Origin of the sequence: Rhodococcus sp. NJ-530 (assembly GCF_003860625.1) — a bacterium.
In the GTDB taxonomy this organism is placed as follows: Bacteria; Actinomycetota; Actinomycetes; order Mycobacteriales; family Mycobacteriaceae; genus Rhodococcus_F; species Rhodococcus_F qingshengii.
In genome coordinates this window covers 1043484-1056751 of sequence record NZ_CP034152.1, presented here as the reverse complement: position 1 = coordinate 1056751, position 13268 = coordinate 1043484, and the positions used below count along the sequence as shown (strand labels likewise).

The window sequence follows — 13268 nt, the reverse complement described above, 5'->3', positions numbered from 1 at the left end:
TTCAACGAGACCTGGGCCACGTCCCTCGCGCAACATTGATCAACGACTTCCTTCGATCAAAAGGTGCATCAGATGAAAGCTCGCTCAGTGCCCACTGCGGCTCTGGTCACGATCGGCGTTCTCACGGTTGCCTCGTGCGGAAGCACCTCTGATCCTGGCGGCAATTCTTCCGGCGACTACGCGAAGGACGGCAGTTTCACCACGATCGTGAACACCGATCCCGGCAACCTTCATCCCCTGATCACCAATCTGACTGCCACGCAGGCGATCAACAGCTATACGAACGACTCGTTGTTGGCCATCGACCCCAAAACCCGCGCAGCGGGCTCGTATCTGGCCGAAAAATGGAGCGAGAACGGAACTTCGCTGAACTTCACCCTCAAAAAGGGGATCACGTGTGAAGACGGCACGACCTTCACTGCCCAGACAGCGGCAAACAACATCAACTGGGTCGTCGACACGACCAACGGCTCGCCGTGGTTGGGAGCATCCGTACCCGAAACTGCGGTAGCAACCGCTGATGGTGACGAGCTCACGATCAAGACAACGGAACCCGCGCCCTTCCTCCTCGAGCGCATCGGCGCTCTCAAGATGGCGTGCCAGGCAGCCCTCGACGACCCTGCCAGTGTTCGAGGCAGCAGCAACGGAACCGGACTGTTCAAGATCACCGAAGTAGTGGCCAACGATCACGTCACGCTCGAACGCCGCGACGGATACAACTGGGGGCCGAACGGCGAAACCACGTCGGACACGCTCGGAGTGCCCAAGACGGTCACGATCAAGGTCGTGACCGACGCCGCGACGACGGCGAATCTCGTCCTCACCGGAACGGTCAACGCGGCCCCGGTTGCCGGCGCGGATATCGAACGTGTGGAAGCTTCAGGCCTCGAGTCGATGACGTCCAACACCCTGAGCGGACAGTTCATCTTCAACCACAATGCGGCTCTCCCCACCAAGGACGAAGCCGTACGCACCGCACTCGTGCAAGCGATCGATCTCGACGATTACACGGACATCAACACCGGTGGCAAAGGCTCACGAGCTACGGCACTGGCAGTAGTCGATCCGCGGGCGTGTGACTTCGACAGCGTCACCGGTGTAGTTCCGAAGTTCGACATGGCCGCTGCGAAAAAGACTCTTGCGGACGCCGGTTGGAAACCCGGATCCGACGGTGTCCTGACCAAGGACGGTCAAGCGCTGCAATTGACGGTCATCTTTGCCAACTACCGCGACACCACCTCTGCAGCAGCAGAATACGCGATGAAGCAGTGGCAGGAGCTCGGCGCGAAGGTGGAGCTTCGTGGTGGTGACAACAACTTCATCATTTCCAACACATTCGCAGCGAAAGACCTTACGTCATGGTCGATCTCGATCGGACTGACCGTCCAGAGCGATACCCCCAGCATCTTCGTTCCGTACTTCGCCGGCCCCACCCCACCGTCGGGTGTCAACTTCGCATCGATCGACAATCAAAAGTACGCCGAACTGGCGGCGAAGGCCTCGGTTCTGCCCGGGCAGGAATCCTGCTCGGTGTGGAAGGAAGCGGAACAAGCACTGTTCACCTCGTCCGACGTCATTCCGGTGTCCACGTCGCCGAACTTCATGTTCTTCAACGGCGCAACGGCCCTGTATGCACCAGTTGGCGGCACCCTGGCCGGCCCTGGCATTCGCGTTCTGAAATAAGCCGGAAGACAAAGCTTTACGTCTGCATCTATTTCTCCGATTCGAAGGATCTACATGACTGACCGTCCATTTGTTCTCGACGACCTCCACCGTGTGGTCACACCCACTGAGACCTCAATCTCTCCCGACGGCACCGTGGTCGTCTTCGTTCGCTCGGAAATTGTTGCCGGAAAGGCAACTACATCGCTCTGGGCGGTGTCCCGCGATTCCCAGGCTCACCGCCTCACCGCAGGGCCCGCCGATTCTGCCCCTCGGTTCTCTCCGGACGGAACCTCGATTGCCTTCCTGCGTAAGGTCGGCGACTCCGCGCAGCTGCACCTGATCCCGCTCGCCGGTGGCGAGGCCGAAACTCTCACCACATCAGCATCACTCCCCCTCGGCGCCGGTGCAGCAGCCTGGAGCCCGGACGGAAATGCCATCGCGTTCGCCGCTGTGGTCTCACGCTCGGACTCCGCCGATCCGAATGCTCCCATCGTCACCGACCGACTCGGATACAAGGTGGACGGTGCCGGTTGGCTCGGCACCTTCCGTCGCCACCTTCACACCGTCGATCTGGAGACGAAGGCAGTTCGACGGCTCACCGACGGTGATTGGAATGCCGACGTTCCGTCCTGGTCGCCCGACGGCACGGCCCTTGCCTTCACCGCGAATCTCGAACCGGACAGCGATCTGAACCTCACGTTCAGCGCTTACCGCATCCTCGTCGACGATCTGTCGGTTCCCCCGCAGCGACTCGGTCATGCCACCGGAGTGCAGGGCTCCACACTGTGGCATCCGCAGGGAGATTCGGTCGTCGCCATCGGCACTCCCGAGGTCCGTGTCGGAACTGCAGACCTGATCCGGCTGTCCGTCCCCGGCCCAACCGAGACACCGGTCGACGTCACCCTCACAGCTCATCTCGATCGCAACGTGATGCCCGGTGCACCCGGTTACCCCGGCGGCACACCGGCACTGTCGAATACTCGCGACGAAATCGTGTTCTGCCTACGCGATCGTGGATGGACGCATCTGTACGCGGCCGACATCGAAACCGGCACCTCTCGATCCCTCGTCGCCAATCCCAACGAGGTCGTCTCGGCGCTCTCCGTTGCCCGTGACGCCCGCGTCGCCTCCGTCATCGTCACCACGCAGCAATCCTTCGGCGAGGTCGCACTCGTCGATCTCGACAGCGGCGCGGTCACCACGCTGACGAAATTCACCGCAGAAGCACTCCCCGAGGTGACACTGTTTGCCGCCGAGGAACGCGAGTTCACCATCTCCGACGGCCGCACCGTGCATGGTTGGTTGCTGTCCGCTCCCGAAACCAGTGGTGCCGCACCCCTTCTGCTCGACATTCACGGCGGACCGCACAACGCGTGGACCGGCGTTGCAGATACCTATCACCCCGCCCACCAGGTTCTCGCCGCCCAGGGTTGGCGCATCCTGACCCTCAATCCACGTGGGTCGGACGGGTACGGCGCAGACTTCATGTACGCCGTCAACGGCGCCTGGGGTACCTCCGACCAAGCCGACTTCCTCGAGCCGATCGACGCGCTTGTCGCCGAGGGACTTGTCGACGGGGACCGTCTGGCGATCACCGGGTACAGCTACGGCGGATACAGTACGTGTCACCTGACGTCCGCGACGGATCGTTTTGCCGCTGCGGTTGCCGGCGGGCTGATCTGCGATTTCAACGCCATGGCCGGAGTCTGCGATTTCGGTCCGCACCTCGCGTCACTCGCCACCGGCACGACTGTTCCCGAGAACTCCGCGGGGCTCCTGGCAGCCTCACCGCTCGCCGCCGTGAAGAACGTGGTGACCCCGACGCTGATCCTGCACGGAAAGTCGGACGAGCGGTGCCCGCTGGGTCAAGCCGAGGCCTGGTTCGCCGCACTGCGCCAGCAGCACGTACCCACCCGTCTGGTGGCGTATCCCGGTGCAAGCCACGGGTTCCTCGTCAACGGCTCGATCTCGCACCGAATCGACTACAGCACACGACTCATCGAATGGGTCAAGCGATACACCTCCGCGAAGCTGCCCAAGACCGGCCTGGCCAACGCGTCTGCCGGAGCCGACGCGTGGAAGCGTTCGCTGGACGTACTGTGTGAGCGTTACGGCGTCACCGGTGCTCAATTCGGTATTCTCACACTCGATTCCAACGGCAAGGAAATCACCCGTACGACGGTGGCTTCCGGCGTGATCAATGCAGACACCGGGGTCGAGGTATCCACCGACTCCCTGTTCCAGATCGGATCCATCACCAAGGTATGGACCGCGATGCTGGTCATGCAGCTTGTCGACGAAGGCTTGCTCGACCTGGACGCGACCGTCCGGTCGATTCTGCCCGATTTCGCACTGCAGGACGAGGAAACAGCTGCCCGCATCACGGTTCGCGCACTTCTGAACCATCGCAACGGAATCGACGGTGACCTGTTCATCGACAAGGGTCGCGGCGACGACGTCGTCGAACGCTACGTCGAGGGCCTGCGTGACTTCCGTCAGGTTCATCCACTCGAGGACGGCTTCGCGTACTCGAACTCCGCGTACGTCCTTGCAGCTCGTATCGTCGAGGTTCTTCGCGGCGGCATCTGGGACGACATCCTCAAGGAGCGGATCATCGATCCGCTCGGCCTCGCGCACACACTCACGTTGACCGGAGATACACCGAGATACTCTGTGGCAGCGGGTCATACGGGGAACTCCGTCGTGATGCCCGTCTGGCCGATCACGCGCTCGATGGGGCCCGCGGGTTGCATCACTGCCAGCATCGGAGATCTACTCACGTTCGCGGAACTCGGTCTTCTCGAAGGACAGAGCGTCGACGGCGTACGGATCGTGTCGGAAAATTCAGCCGCCGCGATGCGCACACCCGAAATCGACATCAGCGAACTGTTCCCGGACAAGTCGGGTAGGGGCTTGGGCTGGTTCCACGAAACCTGGTCGGGCGAAGAGATTTTCGGGCACGACGGCAGCACCATCGGCCAGCACGCGTATCTGCGCATCTTCCCCCGCCACAATGTCGCGATCGCACTGCTGACCAGCGGCGGCAAGGCCGACGGCCTCTACCGTGATCTCTTCACCGAAGCCGCGGCCGCGTTGGTCGGACTCGAACCTCCGCAAGCCCTCGCCCCGAACCCCGCGAGTGTGGAGTCGATTCCGGATTCGGTTCTGGGAAAGTACAGCTCGGGCGGAATAGCAATCGAGTTCCGTCGTGGAGAGTCCGCTGACGAGGCCGTGATCACCGTCATCGGCGACGTAATCCCGAATCCCGAGGAAGACGAGACAGCTCCGAAGAAGCCTGCAACGGTAGCCACTCTCGTACCGTCGCAGATCCCGGGGACCTGGACCACCCGTCAACCCGGGGCCGCGGGTTGGACGACGGTACGGCCGCACCGAGACGGAGTGTACGTCGGATTCCGCTTCCTACCACGGGTTAACGCGTGACGATGACCGATACACATACGATGACGGAAACACAGAACGCCGAAACACAGAACGCCAGCGAACTCGAGGAATCAAAGATGCAAGAACAGCTTCAAGAACTCGTCGATCAGTGGAGGGTCGAGGCAAACATCCCCGGCGTCTCGGTCGGCATCGTGCACGGCGACAAGGACATCGTCGTCACCAGTGGCATCGAGAGCGTCGAAACCCAACTCCCGGTCACCGACAAGACGATGTTCATGATCGGCTCCACCACAAAGGTGTTCGCCGCAACAGCCGCGATGGCACTCGTCGAGGACGGCCTACTCGATCTCGACACCCCGTTGGTCGAGTACGTCCCCGAACTGACCTTCGCCGACGAAACAGCCACGCGCACAGTCACGATGCGTCACCTCCTCACCCACACCGGCGGATTCACCGGCGACGCGGGCCTCTCGGCAGGCTGGGGCGAAGACGCCCTGGGACGCTCGGTTTCACGGCTGAACGAACTGCGACAAGAATTTCCCGTCGGAGAAGTCTTCTCCTACAGCAACTCCGGATTCGTTCTCGCCGGACATGTCGTGGCCAAGATCAGCGGATTGACCTTCGAAGAGCAGGTCAAGCAGCGCGTGCTCGACCCCCTCGACATGAAGAACTCGGCCTTCCTGCCCTGGGACGTGATGACCCACCGGTTCGCACTCGGTCACTACATCCGCGACGGTGTGCCGTTCGTGTCCAACGAAACCGGGCTGGACCGCGGCATGATCCCTTGCGGCGGAATGTGGTCCTCGGTGCGAGACCAACTCGTCTGGGCACGTTACGCACTGTCTGGCGAACACCCCGGCGAAGGACAGCCGCTCGACGAGTCCACCCGGTTGTTGATGCAGAAGCCGCAGCGTCCCGCCGCGATGATGTTCGAAGAAGTCGGCCTGGGATGGCTGTTGACTCGATACGGAACCACACAGGTAGTGCGGCACGGCGGAAACGTGAGCAACCTCCAGGTCTCCGAGTTCATGACAGTGCCCGAGAAGAACTTCGCCGTCACCGTGCTGACCAACGCCCTCGGCGGCGGAATCGGCAAGAAGATCGTCGACTGGTGCATGGCCAACCTCACTGAACTACCCACGCCGGCATCCCTCGACGTGGTCGAGCCCGAACCCGCTGCCGTCGACGCAGTCCTGGGCAAGTATCAGGCCGGCTCACTGACGATGACCGTCGCCCCCGGTGACGAGGGAATCGGCATCCGGATGGGCAGCGCGCAGGATCTCGGTGAATACGAGGACATCGTCTGGCCGCCGGCAATCCCGATCGCCTTCCTCAACGACCGTGACTTCGCTGCGCGCGCCGACACCACCCGGGCGTTGGGACGCTTCGTCACCGACGACACCGGTCGCGCCGTGATGCTCGAATTCGGCGGCCGCACCGCCAAGCGAGTGGCCTGATCCTCTAGACGGGTGACGCGGTCCGATTACGGGACCGCGTCACCCGTCTTCGTAAATGCACAGCCGAGAAGGTACAGACTGGACGCCATGAACTTCATCGGCGAGTCGATTCTGCACCCCTCCCGGTGGAGCGTGCGTGCCCGTTCGACCGTGGCTTCGACACTCGTGATCGCCTTCTGCCTGGTGATCGCCGGGCTTGCACTGGTTTTCGTGCTGGCAAACTCCCTGCATCTGTCCGCGCTGAACAGCTCCGACGCTCGCGCCACGCAATTGGTCCAGCAGCTCAACGGAAAAAACCCGGCTGATCTCGACCCTTCGCTTCTGTCCACAGACAGTCAGATCGGAATCGTGCAGATCGTCGACGCCGATCACCGAATAGTCGCCCAATCACCTGGAACCGACAGCGACCTCCTGTCCGAACGTTTTCTCGGCCCTGACGAGTCGGACGCTCTCGGAAGGGTCAAGAAGTCCGACGACGAGGACTACTGGCTGATCGGGCGAGGCGCTCAGACGCCGACCGGACCAGTCACCGTCTTCGTCGGCGCCGACCGCGAACCGGTTGAAACCGTGGTGACGACCGTTGCCGTTCTGCTAGCCATAGTCGGACCCCTGGTCCTGGGGCTGGCTGCGTTTGCCACCTACCGCCTCGTCGGTTCGGCCCTCGCTCCCGTTGAAAGCATCCGCGCTCGGGTAGCGTCGATTTCGAGTGGGCGTCAAGGTGAACGAGTGCCTGTACCGTCAGGGAACGACGAGATAGCCCGACTGGCAACAACAATGAACGACATGCTGGCGCGCCTCGACGAAGGTGCGCTGGCCCAGCAACGATTTGTCAGCGATGCCTCACACGAGTTACGCAGTCCGCTGTCCACGATCACGACGGCCCTCGAACTGGCACACCGACGCCCGGATCTCCTCGACGACGCGTTGATCGAAGACGCACTACTTCCCGAGGCGCGCCGAATGCGGCAGTTGATCGAAGACCTGTTGATTCTCGCACGCTCGGACGAAAGCGAACTCGAAAAGTTCGGCGTCGTCGTCGTCGACGTCGACGTCGACCTCGATGACATCTTGTTCGCCGAGCAGAAAAGGATCGACGGTATCTCCGAAGTTACGGTCGCCGCTGCCGTGGCTCCGGTTCGGGTCTCCGGAGACCCGAGAGCATTGACGCGGATGGTGCGAAACCTCGTGGACAATGCAGTGCGGCATGCGGAGACCCTCGTGTATCTCGAGTGCTCCGAAGCCGGAAACGAAGCCCACATCGTGATCGAGGACGACGGGCCCGGAATCCCTGAAGCAGAACGCGAACGAATCTTCGGACGCTTCGTCCGCCTGGACCAGCCGCGGTCGAGGCAGGGAGGCGGGTCCGGACTCGGACTCGCCATCGCGTCGGAAATAGTTGCGGCGCACCACGGAACCATTTCCGTCAACGAGAGAGTGGGCGGTGGAAGTCGATTCGAGGTGACGATTCCGGTACCGAACGACTGAAGATCAGGCAGTGCCGACAAAGCGGTACCCGACGCCTCGGACCGTTTCGATGCTCTGAGTTCCGAACGGGAGGTCGAGCTTCTTACGAAGGTAACCGATATACACCTCGACGATGTTCTCGTCACCTTCGTAGTTGGTGTCCCAGACAGAGCGAACGATCTCGGTCTTCGTGACCACCACACCATTGTTGCGCATCAAGAATTCGAGAACGCTGTACTCGCGTGGCGTCAGGGTCAATTCGATTCCCGCTCTGCTCACCTGATGTTTGGCCGGGTCGAGGGACAGGTCTCCAACGGAGAGTATCGCCGGACGTTGTGGAGCGCCGCGACGCACCAGTGCGCGCAGCCGAGCGAGAAGCACGACAAACGAGAATGGCTTGACCAGGTAGTCGTCGGCGCCGAGATCGAATGCATCAGCCAGGTCGTATTCGCCGTCCTTTGCCGAGAGCATGAGGATCGGCGTCCAGATCTCCCGGGCGCGTAGATCCCGCACGATGTCGTACCCGTGTTTGCCCGGCAACATGATGTCGAGAACGATCACGTCGAATTCGTCACTGCACGCAGTCGCGAATCCGTCGTCACCGTTGAGTTCGACGGCGGTCACGAATCCCTCGGCCACCAATCCCCGCCGGATCGTCTCGGCCAGGCGCACTTCGTCTTCGACCACCAGTACTCGCACCACCGGCCCCGTTTCGTCGCCACGCAGTTGTTCGGATGCACCCAGTAGAGCAGACGGTAGACCCAGGGCCGAGTTCCGTTCAGCGTTTCTTCAGCTTCGGATCGTCACACTGCATTCATGCCTGCAACTGTGTCGACCGTGCGAAACGTGGTCACCGAAGTCCTGGCCGAGAGCACCACCGCAGAGATCGCGGTTGCCGCAATCGTGGTGGCCGCAGCTCTGTTCGCGTTCGGTTCGATCTACCGAGCTTCCAGCGTTCGGTCTACAGCCCTTCGCACGTGCGGACTCGTGCTTGCACTGGTGACGCTGTCGATCCAGGTGTATGGAAGCGGGTGGTTGACGAGCTTCGACGGGCCGGTGACCGACTGGATGGTCGATCATCGGAGCGGCGCCCTGAACCAGATCGCGGTCGCCGTCACAGATCTCGGTAGCCCTGTCGCCACCGCGCTGCTCGGGATCACCTGCGGAGTGCTCATCTCATGGCGAGCGCGTTCGGTCGTTCCGGGCTTGATCGTGATCGGAACCGTTGGCGGGGCGGCGGTCGCCAGCACGGTAATCAAAGCGCTCGTCGGTCGCGAACGTCCGCCGACCAACATCCAGGTTCTTCTCGAGACCGGCCACTCGTTCCCCTCCGGTCACGTGACGGGCACAGCAGCGCTGTTCGGCATTGCCGTTCTCGTTGTGAGCGTCGACCGAACAGCGGCCGTCAAACGCCTTCTGATGCTCCTCGCCGTGACGGTCACCGTCGTCGTCGCGCTGACTCGCCTCTACTTGGGTGCGCACTGGCTCACCGACGTCATCGCCGGAGCCATTCTCGCGACGCTTGCCGTCACGGTGGGTGGAGCCCTCTTCCGATTCGTCGGCACTCACAACCAAGCTGAATCGACTACTGCTGCAATGCGCTCTGCAGAACCTTCAGCACTTCACGAGCCGCAGTCGGCCCGGTATTGAGGTAGAAGACGTCGTCGTCAACAGCGACGGCGTGGTTGGCGACCACACCACGTAACTGCGCCCACAACGGCGCGTTCGTCAATGTCGCCGGGTCCCCGCCCTGCACGCCGTAGAAGATCCAGTCGGCGTCCGCCACGTTCAACTCTTCTTCACTGATGTCTCGGGAAGTGTCGTCGAACTGCTGCGACTGCGGACGGGTCAAGCCGGCATCCTCGGCGATACTGCCGGTGAACGAAGGAATACCGAAGATGCGCAGACGATTTCCGTTCTGGCGCGTGAACGACACCGTCGGCGGCGACGAGAGGGAAGCACCGAGGGCCGCGGCATCGGTATTGAAGGTATCCAGCAGTGCCGTCGCCTGCTGCGTCTTACCTACCCCGTCGGCAACCAGCAGGAAGTCCTGCTTCCAGTAGACGCCGGTTCCCTGTGTTGCCACCGTGGGTGCGATGGCGGAAAGCTGGTCGTACAGCGAATCAGCGTCCTTTCCTGCAACATTCATCAAAATCAGGTCAGGATCGAGCGTGACGATCGCTTCGAAATTCGGTGTGAAGCGTCCACCTGCGTCAACGACATCACTTAGCTGAGTACGGAATTCGGGGTATGCAGACAACAAGTACGGAGGCACCAGGTCCGCACCGTCACCACGCGTCGAACCTGCGGGCACGACACCGAGCGACAGGAGTGCATCTGCTTGCCCGGTCGAGATGACAACAACCTTTTCGGGCTGCGATTCGATCGTGGTGTCCCCTTTGAAGTGTGAGACGGTACGAGGGAACTCGCCGTCCGACTTTCCGCTCCCCATTCCAACCGGGACTTCTCGCGGAGCGACAAACGCAGAGTCCGCCGGAGCCGACGCACTGATCTCGGCATCTGTGGGCGACGCGTCCTCGCTCGAGCAGCCACTGAGAGCTGCCACCAATGTCAGTGCGCCGATCAGCATTACACTGCGTGACTTCTTTCGAAAATTCATGATCGTGTCCCGTACGTCGTGAAGCATGACAGCTTCATCTTCCGTCATGGTTAGGTGACCCTACCCTTTGAAGAACTGTAAACTATATCTGTGTCAGATACAGTTCCAGGGCGTGGATCACACGGGGTCGATCGCTACTCCGATCGCATGCCCACCGCGGAAGAAGCATCGAGATCACTCATCGCTGCGGCGTTCGAATTGCGTCGAGCGCTGCGGGAATACATGGATACGTCGGGTACCGACGCGACTCTGCCAGAGGCACAATCCGAAGTACTTCACGATGTCGCACACCATCCGGGCACTCGCATCGGGGCGGTCGCCGATCGTCTCTCCAGACGCCCGAACACCGTCAGCACGCTGGTGCGCACACTCTCCGACAAAGACCTGATCGAACGGCGACCCGATCCCACGGACGGCCGAGTGAGCACACTTTTCGTGAAGAACGAACGAAGCGCGCGACGAGACCGTCGATCCGAACTACGCATCGGCGTTCTCGCCGAAGAATTGGCGTCCCTCGACGAGGGCGACCTCGACACATTGACCACTGCCGTCGGCATCCTCGACCGAGTCAATCGATCATTGCGAGATCACGCGCCGCGATGACGCTGCTCAGGTGACTTTCCCGCTCTTCTCGTAGACGTCGGCAAAACGCTTCATCTGCTCCGTGATGCCCGTCAGGCTGTACCCCGTACGAAGTTCGACCGACGCAACCTGACCCGAAACCACAGCCGGAAGCCTGGTGAAAGTCGGCGAATTGAGCTCCGGTGCATCCGACCAAGTCGGCGGAATCAGGAGGAGATCAGCCGGAAAGACGCCCGGCTCTTCCCAACTCGCCGACGCCCAGAAACCGTCCTCGCTGTCGAGCTTGGCGAATTCGACGCCCATCGTTTCGAGAATACTTCCGAGCGGAGTCCATCCCGGCACCGCGTAGTCAAGGCTCGACTCCAACGGAATCACGTATGCAACAGAGATGTTCGACCGCGAAGTGGCCAATTCACGCACCCGCTCACCGAGTGCACTCAACTCTTCCCGTTTCGCCGCGTAGACCGGTGAGGTGTCGGTGCCACCGATACCCTGGACCAACGAACTGAAGCTGTCCAGCGCCGCTTGCGCCCCGTCGGTGATCTTGACACCGGCAATGGGAGCGACCCCTTCGACGCGAGCGATATCGTCGCCCCAGATGCTGCCGAAGTTTCCACCGTTGTACGAACTCCAGATGTCGATGACTAGATCCGGGTCCACAGCCAGGAGTTTCTCGGCGCTGATGTCCGTGTCGGTCTCGCTGACATGGGCAATTCCACTGAAGTCGAATGCATTCAATGTTGATTCGTCCAGCCTGGAAAAGCCGATGATGCCGACCGGCACGACGCCGTATTCGAGCAGCACCGACGCGGTGTCTGCCGTCGCTACGATGCGTTCGGGGCTCTTGTCGAGCGAAATCTGCTGACCACGCGCATCGACATACGTCCACGCATCACCGTCGGACTTCGTGTCGGTCGTGGAGGTGCCACATGCTGCCAGCACCGTCGAAAGTGCCACTGCCACAGCCATGAAGATGGCCCTGCTACCGCGTTTCGAACGCGGCGCAACAAAATCGATCACTTCTGCCCCATGCTGTCGAGCGGGTCTCGGGAGAACCCCGAACCCGGAAAGTAAAGTAAGCCTCGCCTACATGGCTAACGGTAGAACGGATCAGGAGATGACGCAATCGCGGAGTTTTGTCAAAGAATGTCGAAATCCGATCAACGGTCCGCAGTCTTTCGAAATGCCATCGGCGTGACACCGGTGGACTGCTTGAAGGCGGCGACAAAACTACTGGGCGTCGAGTATCCGACCTGTTCTGCCACATCGGCGACCGCAACATCTTGGCCGAGTAGGGACATCGCCACGTTCATCCGAAGCAGTACTCGCCACTGGCCGAAACTCACGCCGGTGTCAACCTTGAATCGACGAGCCAAAGTGCTGGTGCTGACGCCGATCTCGTTCGCCCAGTCCCCGAAACTGCGTGGATCCTCCGGATGAGACAACAGGTCGCGTGCAATCCGGCCGACCGGGCCCGAATCTGGGATCTTCATCGCTCCGCGCTCGTCGCCGGGAACAACGAGGTCGAAGAACACTCGCTCGGCGCGGCGCCTCGCGTCGTCCGACATCTCGCGAGCACTCAGATGCAGAAACAACTCGTAGAGTAGCGGCGTGCCGTGTACCGCAACCGGGTGATCACCGAGCGAAGGCCCCTGCCCTACAGCGCAATACACCGTCAGGAACTGCGCACCCGCGGCAACGCGCACCGAGTGTCGATGCAGTGCCGGTATCCACAGCCCTCGTCCCGGCAACAACGTCCACATCTGGGCGCCTGAGCGCACAACCACAATGCCGGAACGAGGGAACAGAATCTCGTTCGACCGGTGTGCGTGGGTTTCCCATGTAACCGGTTGATCAGCGCTCGACGCTCCACCCCACAGAACCAAATCTTCGGGTTCGTCGTCCAATTCGTGTTCGGATACCACCAACTCGTCGATCGACGGCACGCCCCACCGGAGCCAATCGCCGTCGATCTCGGATTTTGTCCGCCTCACGTCTACATCCCTGAATCGAGCGTCGTCTGTCCAGGTGACTGTAACCGCTGCCCACGCCGAGCAGGTGCGGCAGGAAGTCGATCC

At 61.5% G+C, this 13268-nt stretch carries 10 protein-coding genes; 6 read left to right on the top strand and 4 right to left on the bottom strand.

From position 1 onward, the window contains the following. The first annotated feature begins 72 nt into the window (after positions 1-72). The 4 genes from EHW12_RS04840 (at position 73) to EHW12_RS04825 (ending at position 8009) form a co-directional block, all read left to right on the top strand. The gene (locus EHW12_RS04840) at positions 73-1683 is read left to right on the top strand and encodes an ABC transporter substrate-binding protein (RefSeq protein WP_042452661.1); all 1611 of its coding nucleotides are present in this window, start codon (positions 73-75) and stop codon (positions 1681-1683) included. Positions 1684-1737: 54 nt separating this feature from the next. Then, entirely contained in the window at positions 1738-5106 is a 3369-nt protein-coding gene (locus EHW12_RS04835; protein ID WP_125050342.1) for a serine hydrolase, read from the top strand. Between the two features lie 2 nt (positions 5107-5108). Continuing rightward, positions 5109-6524, top strand: coding sequence for a beta-lactamase family protein (locus EHW12_RS04830; protein WP_241199100.1), 1416 nt, complete (start codon positions 5109-5111; stop codon positions 6522-6524). Positions 6525-6611: 87 nt separating this feature from the next. Continuing rightward, positions 6612-8009 carry a HAMP domain-containing sensor histidine kinase gene (locus EHW12_RS04825; protein WP_125050341.1) on the top strand — a complete coding sequence of 466 codons (1398 nt, stop codon included), beginning with the start codon at positions 6612-6614 and terminating at the stop codon, positions 8007-8009. Between the two features lie 3 nt (positions 8010-8012). Here EHW12_RS04825 and EHW12_RS04820 read toward each other — a convergent pair whose 3' ends face one another. Then, complete coding sequence (locus EHW12_RS04820) at positions 8013-8687, bottom strand: response regulator transcription factor (RefSeq protein ID WP_037132434.1); 675 nt, start codon at positions 8685-8687, stop codon at positions 8013-8015. A gap of 117 nt (positions 8688-8804) precedes the next feature. Between EHW12_RS04820 and EHW12_RS04815 the strand changes: the two genes are divergently transcribed. Then, complete coding sequence (locus EHW12_RS04815; protein WP_241199099.1) at positions 8805-9638, top strand: phosphatase PAP2 family protein; 834 nt, start codon at positions 8805-8807, stop codon at positions 9636-9638. Here EHW12_RS04815 and EHW12_RS04810 read toward each other — a convergent pair. Further along, on the bottom strand, positions 9574-10656 hold the full coding sequence (locus EHW12_RS04810; protein ID WP_230359514.1) for an iron-siderophore ABC transporter substrate-binding protein: 1083 nt from the start codon (positions 10654-10656) through the stop codon (positions 9574-9576). The two genes, EHW12_RS04815 and EHW12_RS04810, sit on opposite strands and share 65 nt — an antisense overlap. 42 nt (positions 10657-10698) lie before the next feature. Here EHW12_RS04810 and EHW12_RS04805 point away from each other — a divergent pair, with 42 nt between their 5' ends. Then, a complete protein-coding gene (locus EHW12_RS04805) occupies positions 10699-11211 on the top strand; it encodes a MarR family winged helix-turn-helix transcriptional regulator (protein ID WP_241199098.1) in 513 nt (170 codons plus the stop codon). 6 nt (positions 11212-11217) lie between these two features. Here EHW12_RS04805 and EHW12_RS04800 read toward each other — a convergent pair whose 3' ends face one another. Together EHW12_RS04800 and EHW12_RS04795 are read right to left on the bottom strand one after the other, a co-directional pair. Continuing rightward, complete coding sequence (locus EHW12_RS04800; protein ID WP_050794081.1) at positions 11218-12159, bottom strand: ABC transporter substrate-binding protein; 942 nt, start codon at positions 12157-12159, stop codon at positions 11218-11220. Between the two features lie 191 nt (positions 12160-12350). After that, a complete protein-coding gene (locus tag EHW12_RS04795) occupies positions 12351-13184 on the bottom strand; it encodes an AraC family transcriptional regulator (protein WP_054825451.1) in 834 nt (277 codons plus the stop codon). Positions 13185-13268 lie beyond the last annotated feature (84 nt).